Here is a 25,971-nt window from a genome sequence, read left to right as displayed (position 1 = left end):
ATCTAAACCTAACAAAAGGTGCCCATTGAGTTGGCACCTTTTTTATTGGCTTTTTATAGGCTTAGCTCAAACAATAACAACTGAGTGATCTGTTCCCCGTAAGCGTTAAAGTTGTTATCTGAGACGAGTATCAAGCTGCGCTTACCCGAGTCTAATACAGGACCAAATGTTATCCCTTCGATATTGTCTATGTGCTTTGAAGGTAGCAACTCTCGTATGTCTGCCATATCTAACAACAACTGCTTCTTTGCAAGAGCGATAGGCTGGTTCTTAAGAGTACTCAAGTATTTTACATCCGACGCATGTGTTACATCTAACATAAATAACTTAACTCTATTTCCACCGTCTGCTAAACCAGAGGTAAAAGCGCGCTCAATAATCATAAAGCGGTTTTGATCGTATTGCATGACCTCAACGACACCTGTCGTTCTAAAGGCATTTTCTGAAGCTAGAGGCTCTGGAGAAATTGCCTCCACTTTATAGGCAAACTGCTTTTGTAATCGGCCTGATGCTAAATCAAAATAAGACAAACGCACCAAAGCGCCATGTTGGGTTGTGGGTTCGTGACCATCTTGTTTTAGCGGCCCTTCCATCGCCACCCATATCCCCTTGTTATCAAGAGAAATACTCAGTCCCTCAAACGCTGCATTGTGATAAGGCCCAGAGTCCGCTTTAACTTGAAACATATCAGGTAATAAAAACCTTGATTCAAGAGCGTTTGAATTAGTATTTTTATTGTTTAGCTTAGCTTCATAAATAGCTGGGCTGATGCCTTTTTTAATATCGCCTTCGCTCGCCCAAATCACTTTATCGTGATTAGGTAATACTCTAAGACTCTCTGGATCAATGCCTAACGCAGACATAGAGCCAGGTAATAAATTAATAACACGGTCAAACTCAATTGATTCAAAACGATCGTTTTTGAGCTTTAACTTTGCAGTATAAAATCTTGGCTTACCTAAAACACTAGAGGCATCGTTGTTACCGTGATCGCTGATCATATACAACATACCTTGATGGTAATCGATACTAGAAAGTCCACCAACACTGGTGTTTTTGTAGGTAAAAGTTTTATCAATAATATATTCGTCCAAAAACGTCAAAGTCGGCAACGCCTCTGCCGCCCTTGCATGAACTTGAAACAAGATTAATGAACTGACCACCAGCACTAGCATGGATTTCATATTTGACCTTTTAAAACGATTAAAAAAGAGAATGAGCAACGCCACGAGTTTGGGTATTTTGATAGATTTAGTTGCTCTGAACAACATTAATGTAAACGCTCCAGCCTCCGTTTGCGATTGCACTCACTCGCCAAAGTTGCTTAATTTCATTAAACAAGACTCGGCCCTTTAACAATCGCGTTTGGCCATCGTCATAAAGTACGTACACCTGACATTGCGCTTCTTGTTCGAATTTAAAATCCGGAATTTCTGCACTTAAGGGCTGTGGTGGCTTTACCTTTTCTGTTCGGCGCTTTTGCCAATCCATTGGTTCGATCTGAAACTGCATAACACTCCTTCCACCATCTTCAATGACCACTTATGTCGACCCACTAAAACATTGGTAAATTTATTTACTCTTGGACCAAAAGGTAGAAATGAAATCTACTTTTGAACCACAAGACTTGACTTTCATTTAATTTGACGCTTTTTTATACACTAGGTACAGCAAGTACCCAAAACAAAAAAAGAAATAAAAACTATAAAAAGACGGAAACATAAACATGAATATACATAAAACAGCTCTCGCTGTCGCGGCCGCTATAATCAGCGCCTCGGCTACGGCAAGTGTTAAAGATGCATCGGAAGTAACTCCAGCAAACCTAGAACAATTGGTCTCTCCTCAAGAACTCAGTATTGATAGATTTGCCGGTGGTATTTTTAGAGACAAAGAGATTGCTGACTTATCACGTGTAGTCCAACAAATTTGGACTGGCTATCTAAGTGCTGCCAATGGCGGTTACATAACGTACAACTTTCCAAAAGGTAACAAGCTGACTGGCTTATACAACAACCCTCGTTATGGTTTTTCTGCGGGTTACGGTCTAAGCGGCTTTTCTGATGCGCAAAAAGACGCAGCTCGCGAAGCTATCGATCTTTGGGATGACTTAATTGCACCTGGCTTTATTGAACGTGGTTCGAATGGTGCAGACATCCAATTTTCAAACAGCTATGATCCAGGCCAAGCGTACGCATATTACCCGGAATATAGCTTTACCAATGCCAAAGGCTGGAAGTTCTTCAGTGACATTTTTGTCGCGACGCCAGAGATTAACTGGAGTAATGCGTGGTTGAGTTTTGGTGGTTATGGCAATACTACTTTGATTCATGAAATTGGTCATGCAATAGGCTTAAGCCACCCTGGAGCTTACAATGGTTCAGGTGCGACAACCTATGTTGACCAAGCTGAATACGCGCAAGATAGTAACCAGTACACATTAATGTCTTATTGGGGTGATGAAGAAACGTCTAACCAGCCTTTCCTTCGCGGTATTGTTGACTGGAGTACAGGTTTTTATAACTACCCTCAAACACCTATGGTGCACGACATATTAGCGGTTCAAACTGCGTATGGTGCAGACTTAACGACACGTGCTGATGATACTGTTTACGGTTGGAATTCTACCGCTGGTAAGGCTGTCTATGACTTTAGCCAAAACCTATACCCTATCGTGACAATCTACGATGCAGGTGGTAACGATACAATTGATATGTCAGGTGCCAACGCCAGTGTTTTCATAAACTTGAACGATGGTGAGTACAGCTCTGGTGCGTCTGCAGTTCCAAGTGAAGATGTAATCAATGCGCGTCGCCAATTAATGCGTGATGCCGGCCTTACAACACTAGCCGATGTAGCTCCGGGTACGAGCGCATTTTGGCAAGGCCTAACAACCGGTGCACATGAGGGCTTTTTGGCATTTGAAACTGGTGTATCAGGACTTGGTGTGACCAGTCATGACAACATTGCGATTGCGTACGGTACCATTATCGAAAATGCGATTGGTTCTAATCAACGTGATTACCTAAAAGGCAATGAGTTTGCTAATACACTAATAGGTAATGACGGTGACGATGTACTTGAAGGACAAGCAGGTGCAGACACTTACACAGGTGGAGATGGCTTTGACACCTTTGTACTTAATGTAATCGAACAAGGTGATGTTATTACTGATTTCACAACAGGTGAAGACACCATAAACCTGGCAAGTTCTGGTTTTGCGTTTAGTTTTGCAGGCAATGCCTCACTAAGCGGCAATGCAGGAGAGCTAGTTTATGTGAACGGCAAATTACTTGGCGATGTCGATGGTGACGGTAATGCGGACTTAGTAGTTGACTTAAATGGCGCAGCTTTAGACGCATCAGATTTACAACTGTAACCTAAAAACAAGCTCCACTTTCATCTACAAGGTTAACGCCTTGCGATGAGTGGAGCTTTTTTTATGCGCGAATAATAATTAATTCGCGCCTTCTTCGGACAAACGCTTGTAAGCCGCTTGTTCATCTTGTGATTTAACTTCTTCCGTCAATTGTTTATTGACTGCTAATTCAGGGGCTCTCGCAGCGACGTTTACTTGATTAAAGTCAGTCGCTGTTTTGATATCGGCATCGTTATTAATGGTCGCCAAAGATTCTCTGCCTCTTAAGAACTGATACAACTCGTCCTTGATACCGTCGAGCTCTTGATCATTTTTGTTCATATCCAAAATAATTCGAGACAACTCTAAGTTATTATTACCGCTCGTTGCATAAATTGAAGAGGTGATCCGAGACGTGATGATCCAAGGGGTAATCGAGCTTTTTACCACTGTGTTTTCGCTACGAGTACTATCGTGAATACCCATGCCTGTAGAGATCTTTGATTCAGTGTAAGTGCCTTCTGTTTTCATCCACATGAGTAGGCTATCAAATTGAATTTCGGCCCAAAACAAATGAACGCTAGAAGACAACATGCGCGACCCTGCTGACAATGTCTGCCAAGCAAAAAATGCGAACAACAAACTTGCTATACCTTCACTCCAAACAATCATGTCTGGTGTTTGGCGAGTGTTAATCGTCGAACTAACAAAGCTCCAAACATCCAAACCAGTGCCTACCAGGTAAACAAACAAGGCGGCCGTAGTCACAACTAATGCCTGACCTAAATATGTCGCGATTAATCGCACCAAGTTAAAGCTTGATGGCCATTTCATTTCTTTTAACGCGGGCTGTGTTTCTATCAGCAATTGACCCTTAAAGTTACCTTTACCCTCAGATTGTTCTTCTAAAGATGGCTCAAGCTCTTGATAGATACGATTTGGGATTTCTTTATAGCGGCGGTTCGCTAGGATAATATTTTCAATGTTGATGAAAATCTCTCGAGGATGTACCGACTCTTGCAGGTTGTCACGGTATTCACTTACTTCTGTGGTCGTCGCTGCTAATTTCAGGCGGTTAACTAACAGCACCAAAAACAACCCCAATACAACTAAGGCAACGACAAACAGCAAGAGTAGATTGGCAAACGCATTAAACTCATTGAGATAAGCGGCAACACCTTGAATTGATGACTGTGCTCGACTATCCAATTGTGCATAACCGTAACCAATTAACACTGGCACCACAAAGGCAAGGCTAAACAAAAACGCCAAGTTACCCGCTGACTTGCTTCGAACACCACGCTGACTAACCTGATTGGCGCGTTTTGCCGCGCCACGCCAACTCATAACCAGACTCAATAACAAAACAATTGATAAAATCGGCGTAATTAACTCCCCTGCATCACCCGCTAATCCAGATGATGCGACGAAGTAAGCAATACCAAATGCAACCAGTGTCGTAACAACTGACGCAACCATACCAAACATTTCTTGGGTTACGTTACGCAATCGATGAGGCATAAATAACAATCGAGGAATAAGCGTATGAACAAGACGAGCTAGCCAACCTTTAGGCTCAGCAAATGTACTGTTTTTGCGACCCATTAGCATACTTTCTAGATCTGATGCTTTGTAATTAACGATGGATTGCTCTTGAGCGGCGTTTTCGCGCTCACTTGGATTTAAGTTTGGAGCTAATGACGTAGGTACGCTTCGTCCAACAAAATATTTAAATAACTGAAACAGACCTAAACCTGAATGACGTAACCCCATCGCCATCAAAATAAAGCCGGTAATTGCCGCAGCCCAGGCACGTACTGCGTCCTGTTCTAATAAATCTTTAACGCTCAAAAACTCAGGCACGGCCATCAAACAAATAGCCAAACCTGCGATGGAAATTGCTAACCCCTCCGCTTTAAAGGGGTTCTTAATTCCCAATGTTTTAGAACCAAAATCAAATGCCATTTCTATACCCTCACAACATGTATAACGTAAAAATTAATCCTTTACCCTTAAGTATTGAGTCTAAAACATTGAAACGACTTGGGATATATCTTTGTACAAAATTTAATAAATAAATCAGATACAAAAAAGCCTCACAGTGTGTGAGGCTTGATTCATTTTTGGGTCTAAACCGTCTTTAAATTTTTTGAAAAGTAAGCTATTGAGGTTTTAGGCGTCTAACTATCTACAACTAAAAGCGACCGTCGGGCTATTTGTTGTTCCAACTTTTCTGCACTCTATTTTTAACCCTGAAGGTGTAACCTTACTGCGACACTCCAGAACTTCCATTTGCACAAACTTATAGCTGGGTAATAAATCACAGAACATTCCTGCGTGTCCTGACCAAAGATCCACATGGTCAGCTAGTTCGTGTCCTCTAATCCCACGTTGAGCAAATTTTTCTGCATCTAAGTCTGCAATTATTCTTTTTAATGTTTCACCTGTCGCGCTCTTTGACAACTCAGTATCAAGCTCTATTATTTCTCCATCTTTGACTTTGTATACTGAGATACTGCCATCAGACCACATATATGCGACACGTAAAATACCATCATTACCTTGTCCACTTAAAGTTATTGAGCCATTTATAACCTTGCTGTCTGCACCAATTGTAACTGAGTAATTTTGTCGATTAAAATTAAATAAATTACGAATTCTTGCTTCATTTTTTAGGTCATCCATAATAGCCTTGCCACAACTCTTGTTTGAATATGTATCAAGTGACGAGTCACAAAGCTCTGAGTTGGCTATCGAGTCAGCATTTGTCTGGGCTATCTTCTGTTTCAAATCCACAACACTACGTGCATAAGACATCAGAGGTTCGAAAAGTCTTTGTTCATGACTAGTCATTGGTTCTACATCGATAATACCTTTGCTGTTACGAACCGCTTCAATTTCGTAGCGTATCTTCGTATCGCGAATAGGGTCGACAACGTATATAAAATGTTTGCTATCAGTGACGGCATAGCTTGGTACCAAAGATAAAACAAAGGCTTCTGCCTTGGCCTCACTGCAGTCGATGCACATATCAGCTCGCGAATAAATATTAACCTGCTGATTAACTCCACCCGGTGGACGAGCAGAAAAAACGTTGGTACTAATGGTGAGTAAAAACAACACTACTAAAAACTTGTTCATTCCTTCTCCTTTTCCTTATGTTAGAAGTTCTAAAAAAAGTAGTGGCCAAACTCACAATTGTCCAATGTTACGTATAAAAGTTAAACGCGGCCTTTAGTAAAGTAGCTAAGGTACCTTGAACTTAATCCTTGAAGTTTTTGAATTGGAATGGCTGGCCTAACTCGCTTTGACGTACTAATTGCATAACAGCTTGTAAGTCATCACGCTTTTTACCCGTAACGCGAAGTTCTTCACCTTGAATGGCCACTTGAACTTTTAACTTACTGTCTTTGATGATCTTAACCAGCTTTTTAGCAACGTCTTTTTCAATGCCTTCTTTGATTTTAACTTCTTGAGTGCAAACCTTACCCGAAAAATCAGGTGCTGAAATTTCCATCGCTTGAGGGTCGATATTTCGCTTAACCAATTGTTTGCGCAAAATATCTATAAGCTGGCTAGTTTGATAATCCCCTTCTGCTTTTACTTTAACAACTGGAGACTTCCACTCAAAGCTGGCATCGACACCACGAAAGTCGTATCGCGTGCTTAACTCACGTGTTGAGTTTTCAGTGGCGTTGCGCATTTCTTCTAAATTTACTTCTGAAACAATGTCGAAAGAAGGCATAGTTTTATCTCTTTTGTTCTTTAATCTGCTGATAATTATACTGGAATCTGTGCAGCTGTGTCATGGGTTGTTGGTATAAAGTTTACCTGATTAAGTTATAAAGAGTTGTCATTATTAAGTAAGTCCTAATCGTGACCAAATTTGCATTACCTTTGAGGCATGAGCGTCAACTAAGTCTCGTTCAACTTGGGTTGGTTGCAAGTTTAAAGATGCATCATGAACAAGGTCTCGATAAGTCTCATATGCAGCCCAAAGTGTGTCAGCTTCTGACTCTGCCAATAATTGATGGTGTTCTGCCACTTTTAACAACCGTTTGTTATCAGAAAACTCGCTCAAATCAGGATAGTCACAGCTATACCTTAAAACCAAGTATTGAGTAATAAACTCAATATCTGCAATGCCGCCTCGTGATTGTTTGAGGTCAAACAAAGTGGCAGATTCTTTTGCTAAGTTATCGAACATTTTGTGACGCATATCACTAATGTCTTTCATCAAGCTCTCAGGCTCTCGTTTAGTTGTCACTATGTGCTCTCGAATTTGATCGAATTTAGATACCAAAGAGTCTTGCCCTAACACTACTCGAGCCCGAACCAAAGCTTGATGTTCCCATGTCCAAGCTTCGTTTTGTTGATAGTCTGCAAAAGTATCTAGATTGATGGCCATCAAACCCGATGCCCCTGACGGCCTTAGTCGAGTATCGATTTCGTACAACACTCCCGTTGGGGTACGCGTTGTAAAGATATGCAAAATTCTTTGTGCGAGTTTTAGATAAAACTGTCTTGAATCAATGGCTTTATTGCCATCTGTCGGTTGAGTACTGGCACAACCATGAACAAAGACAATATCAAGATCTGAACCATAACCTAACTCATACCCGCCCATTTTTCCGTAGCCAATCACCGCAAAGTTTTTGTCATCATCGGTTGCACCTTCAGGGTATCCATATCGTTCAACCATTTGTCGCCATGCTATATTCACGACTTGGTCGAGAATCGCCTCGGCCAAAGCTGTTAACAAGTTACTTTCGGTCGCTAAATCAATCACTCCTTCTGTATCGCATGCGGCAACGATGAGCTGAGAAGACAACTTAAACTGGCGCAACATTTCCATTTGTAACTCTAAATCATCCGGAGCTACACGTAAGAGGTTACGGCGTAAATCCGTTCTATAATCTGCTTCTTTTGGTTTTGCGTACAATAATTTGGGGTCAATTAACTGATCCAACAGCATCGGAAACGCGGTCAACTGCTGACCGATAAAATGACAGCGAGATACTAATTTAACCAGCTGTGTCAGTGCGCCTGGGTTTTCAATTAACAGCGACAGATAAGTTGTGCGACTGGCTAGACGCTTAACGATCATCAACAGACTCGATAAATTAGTAGAATCACAGTTTTGTCGCTCAGCTTCAGCCATCAACAGAGGTACGATTAAATCCAATTTATCTCGACCCTTACTGCTGATCACTGATTTTAATAAATCCGTTTTGTGATCAAATAACAAGCTGAGATGAGCGTCTGCAACCTCTTGCTCAAGCACGGCCATTGCTTGTTCGATGGATTTACTCAACCAAATGCGTTGCCATTTTGAAAACGTCGCGTCTTCGCGTTTTTGCTCGGCGTCGGGATCATCTCCAATCACATCTCTAAAGATCTGATGGATACACTGACACTCTTGGTCGACTTTTGCTAAAAGCTCGGTCCAAGTTTGGCAATGATAAAACGCCAATAGTCGTTCTCTATTTAAGCCCGGCTCCGCACCTTGATATTCGTCGGGAAGAGTTTGGGTTTGCTGATCGTCAAAGGCTTGTAATAGCTGCTCAACATCCCTTAAAAAACGATACGCCTGCGCTATCTTTTTGCCTTCATTCTCACTAAACACACTCAAATGAACCAACTCAGGTAACACTTTTAAGAAACTCGACATTTGCAACTGAGGCTCTTTGCCACCTCGAAGCATTTGCATCGCTTGAATTATAAATTCGGCTTCTCGAATGCCCCCTTCACCTAACTTAATATTATGTGTTAACTGCCGACGGGTCACCTCTTGACGAATTTGTTGCTTCATCTTTCGCAGTGATTCAATGACACTAAAATCAATATAACGGCGAAACACAAAAGGCCTCAGTAATTCGGTCAGAGCAACTTGATGTCCAAGTTCATTGGCACTTGCACGATGAGCATCATAAAGCGGCCTAGCCTTCAGCAACGCGTAGCGCTCCCAATCACGACCTTGTTCTTGATAGTAATCTTCTAAAGCGCTAAAACTACTTACTAATGGGCCACTATCACCAAACGGTCGTAACCGCATATCCACTCGAAAGACTTGACCATCGGCGGTTTTGTTGTCGAGTAAAAAGATGATCTTTTGGGCAAGCTTGGTGAAATACGCTTGAAAGTCCTCATCGCGGCGTCCACCTTGGGTAGTCCCCTTACTTGGATAACAAAAAATGAGGTCTATATCAGAAGAAAAATTAAGTTCGTGGCCACCGAGTTTACCCATACCCAGAGCTATCAGAGGCACCGGTTGACCTTCTTTGTCCAAAGCCCTACCAAACCGAGGAGCAAGCTGTGCTTCCGACCACTGCCTAGCCAAATAATAAAAACCGTCGGCTAATTCGGATAACTCAGCCATCACTTCGTCAATGGTCCAGATTTTTAGAAAATGCACAGAAGCCAATACCGTCATCACGTGATGTCGATGCTCTCTTAACGACTTTAACGCTTCGACTTCTGTCATTGCCAACCAATCCGACTCTGGTAAAGACCATTGAGGGAGCTCAATTTGTCCACCAGCCTCGCTCTTTTCTTCCGCACAAGAAAAACACTCAAAACGCGTAACCAAGTCAGAAAATATCTTTGGGTAACGCTCACACGTACGGTACACAAAGTCGCTCATCGCTAACACATGCTCAACCGCTATTGAAGAACTAACCGTAGCGCCAAATTCAGGCGCATGCTTTTCTAAACAAGCTTTAAAACGAGCCTGCCCAAGTGGTTTTAATCGTTCGACGCTACTGTGGTTCATTTTACCAATACGGCTTTAATTGTGAGACATTACCAACGGTCGCAACGATGGCCATATTGAGGCTACTCTGTTTGGCATTTAACCAGCCGAGGTAGTCATTTTCAGGCGTGACTTGGTGGTTTTCCTGGTGTTCGACTAACAATGACTCCAGCCTTGAAAGTAAAATGTATTCTTCACAACCCATTAATAAGTCCATCTGAGCGTTTGTCACCGATTCAGCTTCATCGCCAAATACATTACTTGCAACAATCCCCGTCAACAGGCTTTCGACCAATGGCCAATAGATTGCTTCTAAGTTTTCTTGGTCTGGCTCTAATTTGTAAGCAGCAAGAACCGCTTTTAAATTGTGCCACGACGCATCTAACCAAGACTGAGTATGAACATAAATAGGCTGAGACAACACAGTAAGTTGCTCTAAGCTCAACTCATTGCGCCACGCTTTGCCACTTAGCCATTGAATAAAATTAAGAATAAGTTGGTTGTATTCACGGCTACTAAAAAAGCCCACAGCACGCATAAGCTTATGCTCTGGCCACTGCTCTTGCGCCACTAGTGACGTCAAAAACTCACTGTTGTCGATGTCTTTTTTGAATGGACTCTTTCTGCTGGTCAATTGATTGATTTGATAATAAGAGTCAGCCCACTTGTGTTGCTTTCTGACCATTTTAAAGCCTTTGGCTAAGGCTTTCGCTTGAGCAGTTGGGATCAAATCTGCAAACAATTGCATGACATGAATGATCAACGACCAACCATCTAGTACTTTTCGCAAGCTCTTTGGACTCATGGAAGCACAAAATACTTGTTCGTTGTGTTGGACAAATTTGAGTGCTGCCGTAAGAGACTTCACGAATGCGGTTTCGACCGCGTCATCGGCTTTGACGTTAACCTTGTTTAAATCAACGCAACTCAGAGACTTTCCTGCGAGCAAATGATAACCGCGCGCCGCTTTGCTCAAAAAGCCCAAACGAACATCCACTTTAGAAGCTATGTATTGAGCAAATGCAAACAGCTCTTTGACCTCACCCGAAACTAACTCAAGCTCTACTTCACTGATAATGGTTTCTTGCCCGTTTGCTTTTACTGCGCCCTGATCCAAAACACATTCGATCACGGTTCCAGAAGGCATAGAAACATGCCAAGTGGTGCGTTGAAAATCGGTTTCAAACAGTAACATCAGCTGTTGTTGGATTTCGTCTACATCAAAACCCGCTGGCCAAATTTCTGGTTCATACAAAGACAAATCAGCAACCATATTGGTAGGCACTGGCAAGTCGACATTAAATTCTGGGCGTTGGTGCAAACCACCGACGTCTTGACCAGCAAGCTTAACGGTTTGCTCGGCAGACTTTTCGCCTGTGGCCAGTTCGCAACTGCGAATTCGCAAACCAATATCAAATTGGCGAAGTGCTTTTTGGTCGGTATCAAAGTAACCATTGCGAAGGTGACGAACGTTTGGCGCTGAGATATCAAACGGTGCGTTGTCGATTAGGGATGTGAATTTAGTGACTAAATCCGGTTGGAGAAGAAATTTGAGCTCGATTTCCATTCATTTTTTAGGTGTTAGGATTATGAGATTTTAGGTTACCGCACTCGGCTCAGAAATCAATGTTAATTGGGTATTTTTGGGGGTTGTCGTTTGCCTAATCCTCTTAACTTGAGCTCAGAGAATGGGCTAAGCAAGAGTGGCCCTTCTCCTAACTCCTGCATAGAGAATGGGCTAAGCATGAGTAGTTGGCTTTCCTCGGCCGCGCAAGTACATCCCTGTAATGCTTACGGCCACGCATCCATGCGTGGACTTCCTCGAAAAGCAACCACTCATACTCATCCCTAATATTCAGCGTTGTCGGCGCGAAACACGCTGTAAGTTCAGAGAATGGGCTAAGCATGAGTAGTTGGCTTTCCTCGGCCGCGCAAGTACATCCCTGTAATGCTTACGGCCACGCATCCATGCGTGGACTACCTCGAAAAGCAACTACTCATACTCATCCCTTAAACTCAGAATCGTCGATATGGCCAGTGCTTATTTCAAATAGGAACTTCTGCAGTGCCAGCTACAGGCGGTTAACACCAAAGTGTGAATTGCAGATCCTGAGTTGGGTACCTTAACCCTTGATAGCCCAAACAGGATGTTTGGCCGTAAGCGTCACAGGGATGTGCTTGAAGAGGTCAAGGGTTAAGGTACCCAGGTTAGGAGCTCGCAACTGCACATAAGCCACCCAATGGTCAGCCCATTCTCTGAACTTACAGCGTGTTTCGCGCCGACGACGCTGAATGTTAGGGATGAGTATTGGGTGAGCGTTTACGAGGCGTTGCCGCACAGGGATGTGCGGCTGGGAGCATTACACGGACGTACTTGCGCGGCCGAGATAAAGGCCACCCAATGGTCAGCCCATTCTCTGAACTTACAGCGTGTTTCGCGCCGACGACGCTGAATGTAAAGGATGAGTATTGGGTGAGCGTTTACGAGGCGTTGCCGCACAGGGATGTGCGGCTGGGAGCATTACACGGACGTACTTGCGCGGCCGAGATAAAGGCCACCCAATGGTCAGCCCATTCTCAGACTCTGTAAATGTAGAGCTAAGACGCTTTCGCGATACCTAAACCACCAAGCTGCGCTTTAACCTGGCCAGCTGAAAGTGCGCCAACTGGACGACGAGGAATATTGCCCTTAATGATCGGCTCAGGCGGATAAGCACGTTCTTTCTTGCCGATTTTATACAAAATGCCATTGCGAATTTCTTCAACCTTGTAACCCGCTTTTACTTTAATACGAATATGTGGAATACCTGCGGCTTCTAAGGCACCAGTAACAAACCAATCTTGTTTTGATTTGTGCCCGCCCTCAGCTTGATTAACTAGATCTACTGCGGCAATGATTCGGTATGTTGCAGGGTCACACAAAACATAATCGATTACCTTGTTAGAAGCTTTGATCATCGCTGAGCGTTTAGCACGGCCTTTGATACTGTCTTTGGTTTCTATAATGTCTTGCAAACGCACTCGGTTAACAATGCGATAGTCGTTGCCGACGGCTCTATCGAGCAGTGCTAAAAAGCCGCGTTCGACGTTGGTGAACAGCTGACTTTTCTTTTTGAAAGGATAAGGGTTGCTCGTGTCAATAAAATGACTCGCAACCAAGGCAATGGTAACAACTAGACCTACCAACAATACTAATACCCATTCCATATTTGTCTCCAAGACTGTGTTATCTAATGTTTCTAACTTGTGCACCGGTTTACGGTTTTGAATTAAAAACCAAAGTCGCTGTCAAAAACTTATCTTTGGTCTTTTATTACAGGAAGTGTGTAGCAGGGAGTGTGCCAATCTATTTTTTAAAGAGGTAAAAAGTTCAATAGCCCGGGAATATTTATTGATTTTGTCGTAGCGCTTTATCGCCTAGCGTTGGAACGACCAATTTAAGATTAGCCATTGTTTAGGTCGTCCATTATAATTTCAATCAATTTCAATTTGATACCAAACATCACACGCTAACGTTTGGTTGTATTAATACAGAGACTCATTATGACGATTGCTATCATCGGTGCGATGGAACAAGAAGTTGCCATTTTAAAAGACAACATTGAAAACTTAGAGACGACAAAAATTGCCAACTACGAATACTATTCTGGCAAATTGAAAGGAACCGATGTTGTTTTGGTTCAATCGGGTATTGGTAAAGTAGCTTCGACGGTGGCGACCACTTTATTAATCAACAATTTTAACCCTGACTATGTCATTAATACTGGTTCAGCCGGTGGTTTTGATCCGGACCTTAAAGTGGGTGATATTGCGGTAGGTGATGAATTGGTTCACCACGATGTTGATGTTACGGCGTTTAATTATGAATTTGGCCAAGTGCCAAATATGCCAGCCCGTTTTAAAGCAGACGAAAAACTAGTTGAAGCTGTCACAGATTTAATCAGTGATATGACGGACATCACCTGTAAAGTGGGTCTTATTGCAACGGGCGATAGTTTTATGTGTGACCCTCAGCGTATTGAAGCAACTCGTCAGCAATTCCCAGACATGTTAGCAGTAGAGATGGAAGGTGCTGCTATTGCTCAAGCTTGTTACCAAATGAATACGCCATTTTTAGTTATTCGCTCTTTGTCTGACATTGCGGGTCAAGAGTCACCAATGAGCTTTGATCAATATCTTGAAGTTGCTTCGAAGAACTCATCGGCATTGCTGATGAAGCTTCTTGAGAAGCTCGCGGCATAAGTCGTGGATTTGTCGCAAGCGCCGCTGTTAGCCGCTGCGGCTGTTGTCATTTTGATCGAGTGGGTAATGCCCTTACCTACTCGATATTCCCCTCTCGCTTTGTGTCGCGTCATCGCCGATGCACTCGCTACTAAGGTTAATAAAAGCGACTCTACTGATCACCAGCGGACTATTGCCGGCTTTCTAGCTCTGTTGACCTATATTGTTCTGATAGGCACCTTGGTTTGGGCGTTACTCTTTGTTATGCCTTATGATCTCGTCACCGAATCTGTATTACTTTATTTAAGTATGGGCTTTCATGCTGTTTCTAATCAAAGTAAGGACATTGAAGACGCCTTATCCGGCCAGCAAAAAAGTATGGCCAGATCACTGCTCGCAGAGCTTTCGAGTATTGACGTTTCAAAGCTATCACCACTGGGCATTATAAAAAACACATTAGAAGTCAATATCATGGCCTGGCTGAGTTACTGGTTAATGCCGGTTGTATTGTTTTTGTTAGTCGGTGGACTAGCTAGCTTTGTTTATGCCATTGTCATCACTGCGGTTAATGCTTGGCCTGTGTTAAACCCTAAATATAATGCGTTCGGGGCGTTACCTCACAAGTTCAAAACCTGGTTTGAACTGCCATTTACCCTTATCTTATTGCCTTTGTTTTCAGTGTTTAAATCAAGCCCAGGCTGGTTAAAGGTCAGTCTTGCTAACAGAGCACATTGGCCGCATCAGCAGTCCTTTACCGAGTTGTTGTGGCTCAGTTTAGTAGCGGCAGGGTGTAAGATTGAAATGGCAGGCCCGGTTATGTTCGATGGTGAAAAAGTCGCTAGAATTCGACTAAAAGCAGGTGCAGCACCCGATCAAACAGCGATAAGCGCACTGCGACATTGGCAGCACCGATTTGTGATTTTTAGCGTATGCTTATTAAGTCTATTTTGGTTGTTAGCAAACGTGATACCTAAATAAAACAGTTAATTATAAAAACCGGAGAGTACAAAATGACTAAATCAACACATCATTTAGGCGGGGTTTTGGTGGTGTTTTTTGCTTTGCTACTAAGTGTGTTTAGTAGTACGAGTGTAGCGGGCAACTCAGTTAAAAAAACAGAAGCTGAAGTCGCCAAGATCAGTCCAGAAGAGTTACTTGCTAATCGTGGAGACTACTTCGTATTAGATGTCAGAACATTGGGTGAGTTTGCCATAGGTCACATCGAAGGCGCTGCTAACATTTCTCATCGTGACATTGCAGACCAAATCGACAAGTTAAAAGGTATCAGTAAGCCAATCGTTGTACACTGTAGAAGTGGTAAACGCGCCGCTGAAGCAGAAGCCACTTTATTACAAAATGGCATCACTAATTTGCGTCACCTTGAGGGTGACATGATCGGCTGGAAGGAAAAAGAGTTGCCTTTAGTAAGAGGTACGAGCCAGCCAGAAGGCTTCTAAATTGTTAATAAACCAGACTATGGCAACTCCACAGTCTGGTTTTTTATATGAGACGACGTCTTTATTAACGAAATACTCTGGGTAATGACGGGTTGCTCGTCGGCACCGAGTAGTTCCTGTTCTGTTCCACTCTCTGGAAAAGTCTGCAAAGGAGTATCTGCGTCAAGTCGCCCATCGTACTCCGCGTAAAGCCTAGCGAGCACGTCATTAAACTGTGACGTAACTATGACTTTGTCACCCTCAGCTAATAATCGATATACCATTTCTATATCTTCATTACGCATCCTGACACAACCGTGAGTTGTTTTACTGCCAATGGAATTTGGATTTGAAGTCCCGTGTAAAAACAATGAATTTCCAAAGTGCAATGCATGATTACCCATAATGCCGCGCCAGCAACGCTGACCTTTGGCAATTTTATCGGCGAACTCCCCTTCCATTTTTTTAGGGATACACCAACGAATCCCATCGGTATCAAACAGCTTAAATTCGATATCGAATTCACCCTCTGGGGTGTAATAACATTTACCGCCTTGTGATGCAGGTAAACAGCGGTCATAGCCCAGAGCCACAGGTGAGGTCATAAGTGCCTGGATTCCGGTTTCAGATTGCTCAAACAGGGTCATACTAAATACATTTTTATCTATGACCACAAACCGTCTTGTGTCTTCTGTTCGACTTATTAATTTAGGCTGACTTCGATCTTGCATCCGTACAGGTTTATTTAACCAAACCGGTGAGTCTAATTTTTGCCACGAGCCGTCGGGGAATGTCCCTGTTACTTTAACTCGTTGGTCATTTTCATAAGCACTGGTGAAGGTAACACCTACAGACCAAGTGGTGATTAAATTACCAGCCTCATCAAATACATCAGCCGACTCTAATAGTTTATAAGCTCTAGCGGTAGGGGTATTTTCGGGAAGAGACTTGTAATACACAGTGGCGGGGGCTTTTACGGACTCTGTCGTCCTAACCTGAATATCACTGTCAGCTTTGACGTACCACATAGGAAAAATAGATTGCCATTCACCTTCTGGAAAATGACCTGACACTCTGATCCAGGCTGTGTCTTCTTTGTTGGATGTAAATAGCGTATGGCTTGGCCACGTCGCTATTATTTCACCATTGGGTGCATCGTAAACATCGACATCGCCTGTAGTGACATAAGTTTTTGCGGCCTGAGCAGAGGCTGAGAATATTGTGGCTAGTAACAGTATCAAGCAATTAATCGATATTACACGCTTGATAAAATCTGAGTCTGTTTTGTTTATCATCCCTAATCTTCTTTTTACCTTGTTACAACTATTTTGCGACAACTCAAACGCCATGACATGTTTACCTTTTACTGCCTGATGGTTCACCTGTGTCGTTGCAAATTCAACATACTACTTTTGGCTAAACTCACGTCCCGTGGTCAGCCAATTTTTAGAACCACCGGTCAAAGACCATACTGCACTGTAGCCCATTTTTTGAATATTGTCTGCCGCTAATACCGACCTAAAACCACCACTGCAATACAGCACTAACGGCACTGATTTATCAAAAATAGTCTTTTCGATGTCCCGCTCAATAACCCCTTTACTTATATGAATCGCTTTGGCTATTGCACCATCTGCAAACTCACTCTGCTCTCTGACATCTATCAATACAAACGATTTGTTTTGAGTAATCCAAGATTCCAAAGTATCGGCATCAATTTCAGACACACGTGTCTTTGCTTCGTTAACTATGTCCAAAAAACCAGGTGCATGTTGCATGTCTTGCCCTTACACTAATATCAAACAATTAAATTATGAGTTAATGATGTTTAAACACAAAAAAACGACTTTTTTATTATTGCTGACAATAACCCTTAGTGGCTGTTTTGCCAATGCATTTTCTGACTCTAGCAGTCGTGAGTTTCACGTAGGTGCTATCACTGGACCTGAGATTTTGGCCCAATTTGAATCCTTTAGTCACCATAAAGACGATTATAACTATACCGAAACAGAAATTACTCAACTGCGAACGATTGCCGAGCCAATCGAAGTAAAAGTATTTTTTGGGGAGTGGTGTCACGACAGTGTTCGAGAGGTTCCACGTCTGATAGAGTTGTTTAAACGCGCAAATAATAACAATATCAGTGCGTCATTTTATGCGCTTGATACGGCCAAATCTGACCCTGAAGGTCAAGCATTGAAATATAATATCAAGCGCACACCGACGGTCATTATTTATAAAAATAATGAGGAGCTTGGTCGTTTTTTAGAGTTCCCTAAAACAAACTGGGCCAATGACATCAGTCAGCTCGCCTCTTCTCAAGAGGCGGCTAATTAAGCTATTCAACCCTAATCAATAGCTCATTTTTACGAAACATAGGTAACGTCAAAGGTCCGTTGTATGCTGCCATAATAGGCTGACCTTTGGCGATGAGCTGATTTGCCGTTATCCACTGCTGTAGCAGTGCTTGCTGTTCTTGTACGTTACTATCGCTTAAGGTGCCACTGAAGGTAATTGCTGCGACCTTGTAATCTTCTACCTTTTCTAACCAAACATTAGGATCAGTTGGTTTTGGTGTATTTTCAAAATCAAAGCTCGCGGGCATAACAAACGACATGGCAGGTTTTGGCTTGGTCGTGTTTTTTTGATCCATGAAAACTGGCGCTGTCATCGCGATTTCTTTCTGGCCGTCGTTATTGCCAGCAATATAATTAAACAAACGACGGAATGCTCGATTGCGCTCACCGGGAGGCATCGAGGTCGACACTAAGATCATCGAATCGTAGTTTCTTAGCTCAATGTTTAGAGTACTGTCACTTTTAATTAAGGTGTAAGGCGCGCTCTCAACACCATTATCACCAAACACAGAGCATGCTGTAAGGGTAAAAGTGACGAACGATATAAGGGTGAGTTGTTTTAATAGGTGTTTGAATTTCCACATGGTTTAAAATTCCGTTTGTTAGGCTGCCATGTAATACGGACCAAAGTCCAAGATGTATCACTCAAACTTCCTTAACATAATTAGCCCAAAAGCAGAAACAAAAACGGAGCCTAAGGCCCCGTTTCGATATTAACTTCTATTCTGCTTTTTGAGCAGCAAGAACATAGGATTATTCTTGCTCTTCTGCTTGTTCAGCCGTTGCGATAGGCTTCATGTGTGGGAACAAAATAACGTCTTTAATTGTTGGTGAGTCCGTGAATAACATCACTAGACGATCGATACCTATACCTTCACCTGCCGTTGGTGGTAAACCAAACTCAAGTGCTTGGATGTAATCTTCGTCGAAGTGCATTGCTTCGTCATCCCCCGCGTCTTTTTCTTCTACTTGCTTGCGGAAGCGCTCAGCTTGGTCGTCAGCATCATTAAGCTCAGAGAAACCATTTGCTAGCTCACGGCCACCTACGAAGAACTCGAAGCGATCCGTAATGAATGGGTTTTCGTCATTACGACGCGCAAGAGGTGAAACTTCCCATGGGTATGCCGTGATGAACGTAGGCTGATCTAATTGTTCTTCTGCTGTCGCTTCGAAGATTTCACATAAGTACTTACCTGCACCCCAAATGCCTTCAACTTCAGGCTCTTTGATGTGAAGCGCTTTAGCGATCACTTTAAGTGTCTCTAAGTTGTTTTCTGGATCTTGGATTGCCGCTTTCCATTCAGGGTTTTCAGACGCTGCTGGATAGTATTTAAGTACTGCATCAGACATGCTCAAGCGCGTGAACGGCTGACCAAAGTCATACTCTTTTGTCTCTACTACGTTGCCGTCTGAGTCTTTAACCGTGTTAATTACAATTGGTGAACCTAAAACGTCATTTGCCAATGTACGTAACATTTCTTCAGTTAAGTCCATTAGATCTTTGTAGTCAGCGTATGCTTGGTAGAATTCGATCATAGTGAATTCTGGGTTGTGACGCGTAGATAAACCCTCGTTGCGGAAGTTGCGGTTGATTTCGAATACACGCTCAAAGCCGCCAACAACTAGGCGCTTAAGGTAAAGCTCAGGAGCAATACGCAAGTACATATCACGGCTCATCGCATTGTGATGAGTGATAAATGGACGCGCTGATGCACCACCTGGGATAACCTGTAGCATTGGAGTTTCAACTTCCATGAAGTCACGTTCCGCTAAGAAACGACGGATGCCCTCAACGATTTTTGAACGTACCATAAAGGTTTTTCGCGTCTCTTGGTTTGTGATCAAGTCCACATAACGCTGACGGTACTTAGCTTCTTGGTCTGTTAAACCGTGGAACTTCTCTGGTAATGGACGAAGTGACTTAGTCAACAACTCGTAGTTTTGCATGTCTACGTAAAGGTCGCCTTTACCAGATTTGTGCAGTGGGCCAGATACACCGATGATGTCACCAATGTCTAGTACACCATATTTTTCTTTAATTTGTTTTTGAACATCTTTTGACGCATAAGCTTGAATGCGACCTTTCATGTCTTGTAACAACATGAATGGACCACGTTTTGCCATAATACGACCAGCGATAGATACTTGGGTATCCATCTCGATCAACTTTTCTTTATCAAATTCACCAAACTCTTGTTGCAGGTCATCGCTGTAATGTTCGCGACGAAACGTGTTTGGGTGCGCATTTGCAGAGCAGTTTTCGCGGATCTTTTCCAATTTGCTACGACGTTCTGCAATCAGCTTATTCGCATCTTGATGTTGTTCAGTCATTGATGTTCTCAGTTACTTTTCGTTAAGGTTGTTTGTTGTTCGGCAAACGCTACCTAGAGCCTTTGCCGGAATTAGTTAAAGCGTATTATAGTTCCGATCAAAGTCCCGCTTTTAGACTCGCTTCGATGAACTTATCCAAGTCACCGTCCAGTACGGCTTGAGTGTTGCGATTCTCAATACCCGTGCGCAAATCTTTAATACGCGAATCGTCCAATACATATGAACGAATTTGACTGCCCCAGCCAATATCTGACTTGGCGTCTTCTGCCGCCTGTTTTTGCTCATTTTGTTTGAGCATTTCAAGTTCATAAAGCTTAGCTTTTAGCTGCTTCATCGCTTGGTCTTTGTTTTTGTGCTGTGAACGTTCGTTCTGGCACTGTACTACTGTATTGGTTGGTACGTGAGTAATACGAACCGCAGAGTCAGTCGTGTTGACGTGCTGACCACCGGCACCCGATGCTCGATAGGTGTCGATTTTTAAATCCGAAGGATTAATATCAATATCGATATTGTCGTCAACTTCTGGATAAACAAACACAGACGCAAAAGAAGTGTGTCGACGTGAGTTCGAGTCAAATGGTGATTTACGAACTAAGCGGTGTACGCCAGTTTCAGTGCGAGACCAACCAAACGCGTATTCACCACTAATGCGAATCGTTGCCCCTTTGATACCTGCAACATCACCATCTGTGACTTCAATAAGTTCGGTCTTAAAGCCTTTGCTTTCGCACCAACGCAAATACATGCGCAGTAACATGTTACACCAGTCTTGTGCCTCAGTACCGCCAGAGCCCGCTTGTAAGTCAATATAAGCATCGTTTGCATCAAGCTCACCAGCAAACATACGGCGAAACTCTAACGTGTCTAATTTGGCTTCTAACTCGCTCAATTCAGATTGAGCTTCATCAAAGGTTTCTTGATCTTCGGCTTCTTGAGCAAGTTCGATTAATCCTTCAACGTCGTCACAACCTTGATCTAGTTCATCGATTGTTTTAACAATACCTTCAAGAGTTGAACGTTCTTTACCTAATGCTTGCGCACGAGCTGGATCGTTCCAAACTTCGGGATCTTCCAGTTCTCCGGTGACTTCTTCTAAGTGCTCTTTTTTGGCAGCGTAGTCAAAGATACCCCCTAAGCACGTCGGTGCGCTCGCGGATATCGGCTAATTGATTCAAAACCGGATTTACTTCAAACATGGATTTGTTAAGACCCTTTAATTAAATATGTGTTAGCAAAATCAACAATTAAAATTGCCAGAAAATTGCGCCGGAGTGTAACAATTTTAGTGTGTTTACTCAATTGACTTTAGCTTTTCTAGCACAGGAACATTGGCATCAGGAAAAGGTAGTTGTAAAAGCTCTGTTTTGCTAAACCATTTTACTTCTTGCCCTTCGACACCTTCAGCTTCGCCTTTAAATTCACTAACCCATTGAAAGTGTAATTCAACGGTTTTTTCTGGGTAATCAAAGGTTAATTGTTCAAACTGACTTTGTGACGTCGCCGTAATGTTAAGCTCTTCTTGGAGCTCTCGTGTCAATGCTTGTTCTACCGTTTCTCCTGCTTCGATTTTACCGCCAGGAAATTCCCACTTACCACCTTGGTGTAAATGGTCTAAGCGCTTGCTCAATAAAAACTGACCGTCGCGCTCAATAATTGCGGCTGCGACTCGAATGGTTTTGTTCATGACTGATGTCCGTTTGTTCTTATACCTAAATCAAAAAAGGTGAGCCTTTGCTCACCTTTTTGTTTTATTCACTGTTAAGCCTGCTGAGCGACTAGCTTAACTTACCGTGACATTGTTTGTATTTTTTACCAGAACCACAAGGACAAGGGTCGTTACGGCCTACTTTAGGCTCGTTGCGAATTTGTGATTGTGGTTTTTCTTCGTTAGCTAATTGATTTGCTGACTCGTGTTGGTATTCACGTGGGGCATTTTCAGCTTTGCGATGTTGCTCTTCAACCGCTTCCACATCTTCTTCCGCACGGACTTGAACACGACAAAGAATCTTAGTCACTTCTACTTTTAACTGCTCAAGCATATTGCTGAACAATTCGAAAGATTCGCGCTTGTACTCTTGTTTCGGGTTCTTCTGAGCATAACCACGTAAGTGGATACCTTGACGTAAGTGGTCCATTGCCGCTAAATGCTCTTTCCAATGCTGATCTAAGCTTTGCAGCATCACAGCTTTTTCGAAGTGACGTAATACGTCTTTGCCCACTTGCTCTTCTTTTGCTGTGTACATAGCATCAATTTCTTCACTGATGCGTTGTTTTAAGGTTTCTTCGTGTAGCTTAGAGTCTTCCTCTAACCACTTACGCACTGGCATATCTACACCAAAGTCAGCAGCTAATTGCTCTTCTAAAGCTTCTAAGCTCCACATTTCTTCAAGTGAATGAGGTGGAATGTGTGTATCGAGTACCGTTGCAACCACATCGCGGCGGATGCTTTCAATCACTTCAGCGATATCACCCTCTTCCAACAACTCGTCGCGTTGAGAGTAAATAACTTTACGTTGATCGTTTGCGACGTCATCGTATTCAAGTAATTGCTTACGAATATCAAAGTTACGAGCTTCTACTTTGCGCTGAGCGTTTTCAATCGCTTTGTTCACCCATGGATGCTCAATCGCTTCACCTTCTTCCATGCCTAGCTTACGCATCATGTTGGTAACACGCTCAGATGCAAATAAACGCATCAATGTGTCTTCCATCGATAGGTAGAAACGCGAAGAACCTGCATCACCTTGACGACCAGAACGACCACGTAGCTGATTATCAATACGACGAGACTCGTGACGCTCAGTACCTATGATGTGTAGACCACCTGACTTAAGTACTGCGTCATGACGCTTTTTCCACTCTGACTTAATATGTTCAATTTGTTGCTCAGTAGGATCTTTAAGGCGCGAAACCTCAGCTTGCCAGTTACCACCTAACATGATGTCGGTACCACGACCGGCCATGTTTGTAGCAATCGTAACAGCACCTGGATAACCCGCATCTTCAATGATCTGTGCTTCTTTTTCGTGTTGCTTGGCGTTAAGTACGTTGTGCTTAATCTTCTCTTTTTTAAGTAACTTAGAAAGCAACTCAGAAGATTCAATTGAAACCGTACCCACTAGCGTCGGTTGACCGCGCTTTTGACAGTCACGAATGTCAGCAATGATAGCTTTGTACTTTTCTAACTGGGTCAAATACACCAAGTCAGTCATGTCGTTGCGAACCATAGGTCGGTTCGTCGGAATAACCACTGTATCTAGACCGTAGATTTGTTGGAATTCAAATGCTTCAGTATCAGCCGTACCTGTCATACCAGATAGCTTGTCATACATACGGAAGAAGTTCTGGAAGGTAATAGACGCGAGGGTTTGGTTTTCGTTTTGAATACGAACGCCTTCTTTTGCTTCTACTGCTTGGTGCAGGCCTTCAGACCAACGACGACCTTCCATTGTACGGCCAGTGTGTTCGTCGATGATTACAACTTCATCATTTGAAACAATGTAATCAACGTCTTTTTGATACATTACATGAGCACGCAAGGCTGCATATACGTTGTGTAAAAGCGGGATATTAGCGGCTGAGAACAATGAATCGTCTTCACCAATGACGCCAGCTTCACGCAGGATCTCTTCAACTCGAATTTGACCGCGCTCGGTTAAGTATACTTGCTTAGATTTTTCATCTGCAGTGTAGTCGCCATCTCCTTCAACACCTTCTTCGTCTTCTTTTTCTTGACGCTCAAGCTGAGGGATGATCTCATTAATTTTGATATAAATTTCTGAATTGTCTTCTGCTGGTCCAGAGATAATGAGTGGCGTACGCGCTTCATCAATTAAAATTGAGTCAACTTCATCGACAATTGCAAAAGCCAGTTCTTTTTGAACACGCTCTTCTGCACTAAATGCCATGTTGTCACGAAGATAGTCAAAGCCAAATTCGTTGTTTGTGCCGTAGGTAATATCGGCTTCGTACGCTTCTTTTTTCTCTAAGTGTCCCATTCCAGGAATGTTACAACCGACCGTCATACCTAAAAACTCAAACAGTTTGCGGTTGGTTTCCGCGTCACGGCTAGCTAGGTAGTCGTTCACTGTAATTACGTGTACGCCTCTGCCTGTAAGCGCATTTAAGTAAGCTGGTAATGTCGCTGTTAACGTTTTACCTTCACCCGTGCGCATCTCTGCGATGCTGCCTTCGTTGAGGACCATACCACCAATCATCTGAACGTCGAAGTGACGCATACCATATACGCGCTTTGACGCTTCACGAACGGTTGCAAAGGCTTCTGGAAGAATATTATCAAGGGTCTCGTTATTAGCTAAACGATCGCGAAACTCAGCGGTTTTAGCTTTTAACTCTTGGTCGGATAGGCTTTCGAATTGAGGTTCTAAGGCATTAATTGCGGCAACGATTTTATTGAGTTGCTTTAATTTTCGTTGGTTTTTACTACCAAATAATTTTGTTAACAATGAAGAGATCATATTATTTTCAGCTTTACTTCTGACTGTTCTTATAATGAAAACAATCGGCCCACAGCCGATTGTTTAGTTTTTATTCAAATTGCGTTTTAAACAGGCTAAAACGACTAATTCACTTTCCTGTAAACGTAAGGTAACGGATCAATCTGTTTACCACGTTTGAGTACTTCATAATGAACATGAGGCCCAGTTGAACGACCAGTACTGCCCATTTTCCCTATGGTTTGACCTTTTGCGACTAAGTCACCGACGTCAACTTCAATAGATTTGTTATGACCATAACGGGTAATAATACCGTCACCATGGTCAATTTCGACTAAGTTACCGTAGCCAAAACGAGAATCTGCCCACGTTACCACGCCTGCCCCTGTCGCGACAACATCTGCACCTTCATCACCAGCAAAATCTAATCCTTTGTGCATAGCAGGCATACTTGTGAAAGGATCTTTGCGAACACCGTAATAAGAAGATAACCATCCAGACTTAATTGGACGGCCCGAAACAAATATCTCTTCTTCTATATGGGTATTCATTAAAATGGATTCAAGTACTGCCATCCGTCTTTCTTGTCCATCCAACTTACGCAGCATTTGCTCCATATCTTCGAGCAAGGTATTCACGTCAGTAATAACATCGCCGGCCTGTTCAGCATTTGGCCCACCCATACTACTATCCATTTCCAAATTGAATTCTTCGGCAGGAATATTTGCTTGCGCTGCTACGCGAGATGCGACCGCATCAAGGCGGTTTACTTGGCCTTTAATCTCACCTAGTTTTAAAGTTAAGGCGCTTAATTGATGTTCTGCTTGTCGCTTTAGGGCAATTAACTGCTGTTTTTCGTCACTGTACTCTTGTTGAGCCGTTAACAGTTGTTCCCTAACTTGCTCTGTATCGCCGTAATCAACGACGACAGTGCGAATTAACCAGACAGTAGCGATCAGAAAAACAGCCGCCAATGGCAACCATTGCGCTTTTGGCATTTGTGCCGAAAAACGAACGTGTTTTCCCTTATAAATAAGTGTTAAACTCATTAAATACTACC

Annotated in this window: 21 protein-coding genes; 5 read left to right on the top strand and 16 right to left on the bottom strand. The window is 42.8% G+C overall.

All coding sequences use genetic code 11. The features are described 5' to 3' along the window. Positions 1-53: 53 nt before the first annotated feature. Complete coding sequence (locus tag J1N51_RS12975) at positions 54-1,184, bottom strand: esterase-like activity of phytase family protein (protein WP_208831676.1); 1,131 nt, start codon at positions 1,182-1,184, stop codon at positions 54-56. A 67-nt stretch (positions 1,185-1,251) separates the two neighbouring features. Next, on the bottom strand, positions 1,252-1,512 hold the full coding sequence (locus tag J1N51_RS12970) for a hypothetical protein (RefSeq protein ID WP_208831675.1): 261 nt from the start codon (positions 1,510-1,512) through the stop codon (positions 1,252-1,254). 214 nt (positions 1,513-1,726) lie between these two features. On the opposite strand from J1N51_RS12970, the gene J1N51_RS12965 reads away from it, so the two are divergent. Next, on the top strand, positions 1,727-3,379 hold the full coding sequence (locus J1N51_RS12965) for a M10 family metallopeptidase C-terminal domain-containing protein (RefSeq protein ID WP_208831674.1): 1,653 nt from the start codon (positions 1,727-1,729) through the stop codon (positions 3,377-3,379). 78 nt (positions 3,380-3,457) lie between these two features. Here the strand turns inward: J1N51_RS12965 and J1N51_RS12960 are convergent, their stop codons facing one another. The 6 genes from J1N51_RS12960 to J1N51_RS12935 all read right to left on the bottom strand — a co-directional run bounded on the left by J1N51_RS12960 (position 3,458) and on the right by J1N51_RS12935 (position 13,316). Continuing rightward, positions 3,458-5,323 (bottom strand): hypothetical protein, encoded by a 1,866-nt coding sequence (locus J1N51_RS12960; RefSeq protein WP_208831673.1) that lies wholly within the window; start codon positions 5,321-5,323, stop codon positions 3,458-3,460. Positions 5,324-5,542: 219 nt separating this feature from the next. Continuing rightward, a complete protein-coding gene (locus J1N51_RS12955; RefSeq protein WP_208831672.1) occupies positions 5,543-6,499 on the bottom strand; it encodes a hypothetical protein in 957 nt (318 codons plus the stop codon). Between the two features lie 121 nt (positions 6,500-6,620). Next, on the bottom strand, positions 6,621-7,103 hold the full coding sequence (locus J1N51_RS12950; protein ID WP_208831671.1) for a YajQ family cyclic di-GMP-binding protein: 483 nt from the start codon (positions 7,101-7,103) through the stop codon (positions 6,621-6,623). A 114-nt stretch (positions 7,104-7,217) separates the two neighbouring features. Further along, complete coding sequence (gene glnE / locus J1N51_RS12945) at positions 7,218-10,130, bottom strand: bifunctional [glutamate--ammonia ligase]-adenylyl-L-tyrosine phosphorylase/[glutamate--ammonia-ligase] adenylyltransferase (protein ID WP_208831670.1); 2,913 nt, start codon at positions 10,128-10,130, stop codon at positions 7,218-7,220. A gap of 1 nt (position 10,131) precedes the next feature. After that, entirely contained in the window at positions 10,132-11,676 is a 1,545-nt protein-coding gene (locus tag J1N51_RS12940) for a CYTH domain-containing protein (protein WP_208831669.1), read from the bottom strand. Between the two features lie 1,031 nt (positions 11,677-12,707). Beyond that, entirely contained in the window at positions 12,708-13,316 is a 609-nt protein-coding gene (locus J1N51_RS12935) for a DUF2726 domain-containing protein (protein ID WP_208831668.1), read from the bottom strand. 336 nt (positions 13,317-13,652) lie between these two features. Here J1N51_RS12935 and mtnN point away from each other — a divergent pair, with 336 nt between their 5' ends. The 3 genes from mtnN to J1N51_RS12920 are packed head-to-tail and all read left to right on the top strand — an operon-like array spanning position 13,653 to position 15,787. Next, positions 13,653-14,351 (top strand): 5'-methylthioadenosine/S-adenosylhomocysteine nucleosidase, encoded by a 699-nt coding sequence (mtnN, locus tag J1N51_RS12930; protein ID WP_208831667.1) that lies wholly within the window; start codon positions 13,653-13,655, stop codon positions 14,349-14,351. 3 nt (positions 14,352-14,354) lie between these two features. Next, positions 14,355-15,308: a cobalamin biosynthesis protein gene (locus J1N51_RS12925; RefSeq protein WP_208831666.1), complete on the top strand. Its 954-nt coding sequence runs from the start codon at positions 14,355-14,357 to the stop codon at positions 15,306-15,308. Positions 15,309-15,340: 32 nt separating this feature from the next. Then, positions 15,341-15,787: a rhodanese-like domain-containing protein gene (locus J1N51_RS12920; RefSeq protein ID WP_208831665.1), complete on the top strand. Its 447-nt coding sequence runs from the start codon at positions 15,341-15,343 to the stop codon at positions 15,785-15,787. 17 nt (positions 15,788-15,804) lie between these two features. Here J1N51_RS12920 and J1N51_RS12915 read toward each other — a convergent pair whose 3' ends face one another. Both J1N51_RS12915 and J1N51_RS12910 read right to left on the bottom strand, forming a co-directional pair. Further along, on the bottom strand, positions 15,805-17,061 hold the full coding sequence (locus J1N51_RS12915) for a L,D-transpeptidase family protein (protein WP_208831664.1): 1,257 nt from the start codon (positions 17,059-17,061) through the stop codon (positions 15,805-15,807). A 111-nt stretch (positions 17,062-17,172) separates the two neighbouring features. Further along, positions 17,173-17,544, bottom strand: a complete 372-nt coding sequence (locus J1N51_RS12910) for a rhodanese-like domain-containing protein (RefSeq protein WP_208831663.1) — start codon at positions 17,542-17,544, stop codon at positions 17,173-17,175. On the opposite strand from J1N51_RS12910, the gene J1N51_RS12905 reads away from it, so the two are divergent. Beyond that, positions 17,543-18,103 carry a thioredoxin family protein gene (locus tag J1N51_RS12905; protein WP_208831662.1) on the top strand — a complete coding sequence of 187 codons (561 nt, stop codon included), beginning with the start codon at positions 17,543-17,545 and terminating at the stop codon, positions 18,101-18,103. The genes J1N51_RS12910 and J1N51_RS12905 overlap by 2 nt on opposite strands. A gap of 1 nt (position 18,104) precedes the next feature. On the opposite strand, the gene J1N51_RS12900 is transcribed toward J1N51_RS12905, so the two are convergent. From J1N51_RS12900 to J1N51_RS12875, 6 genes are all read right to left on the bottom strand, one after another. Continuing rightward, on the bottom strand, positions 18,105-18,707 hold the full coding sequence (locus J1N51_RS12900) for an SOUL family heme-binding protein (protein ID WP_208831661.1): 603 nt from the start codon (positions 18,705-18,707) through the stop codon (positions 18,105-18,107). 169 nt (positions 18,708-18,876) lie between these two features. Further along, positions 18,877-20,454 carry a lysine--tRNA ligase gene (lysS, locus tag J1N51_RS12895; RefSeq protein WP_208831660.1) on the bottom strand — a complete coding sequence of 526 codons (1,578 nt, stop codon included), beginning with the start codon at positions 20,452-20,454 and terminating at the stop codon, positions 18,877-18,879. 97 nt (positions 20,455-20,551) lie between these two features. Next, positions 20,552-21,650, bottom strand: a protein-coding gene (gene prfB / locus J1N51_RS12890) for a peptide chain release factor 2 (protein WP_208831659.1) whose coding sequence is annotated in 2 segments (ribosomal slippage) — positions 20,552-21,574 and positions 21,576-21,650 — 1,098 coding nt in all. Because the reading frame shifts where the segments join, the coding sequence is not laid out codon by codon here. Between the two features lie 95 nt (positions 21,651-21,745). Continuing rightward, complete coding sequence (gene mutT / locus J1N51_RS12885; RefSeq protein WP_208831658.1) at positions 21,746-22,138, bottom strand: 8-oxo-dGTP diphosphatase MutT; 393 nt, start codon at positions 22,136-22,138, stop codon at positions 21,746-21,748. A 91-nt stretch (positions 22,139-22,229) separates the two neighbouring features. Then, a complete protein-coding gene (gene secA, locus J1N51_RS12880; protein ID WP_208831657.1) occupies positions 22,230-24,932 on the bottom strand; it encodes a preprotein translocase subunit SecA in 2,703 nt (900 codons plus the stop codon). Positions 24,933-25,036: 104 nt separating this feature from the next. Beyond that, the gene (locus tag J1N51_RS12875; RefSeq protein WP_208831656.1) at positions 25,037-25,960 is read right to left on the bottom strand and encodes a M23 family metallopeptidase; all 924 of its coding nucleotides are present in this window, start codon (positions 25,958-25,960) and stop codon (positions 25,037-25,039) included. Positions 25,961-25,971 lie beyond the last annotated feature (11 nt).

Origin of the sequence: Psychrosphaera ytuae, from assembly GCF_017638545.1 — a bacterium.
In the GTDB taxonomy this organism is placed as follows: domain Bacteria; phylum Pseudomonadota; class Gammaproteobacteria; order Enterobacterales; family Alteromonadaceae; genus Psychrosphaera; species Psychrosphaera ytuae.
The sequence above is the reverse complement of the archived record's forward strand: the minus strand, read 5'-3'. Positions and strand labels throughout refer to the sequence as shown.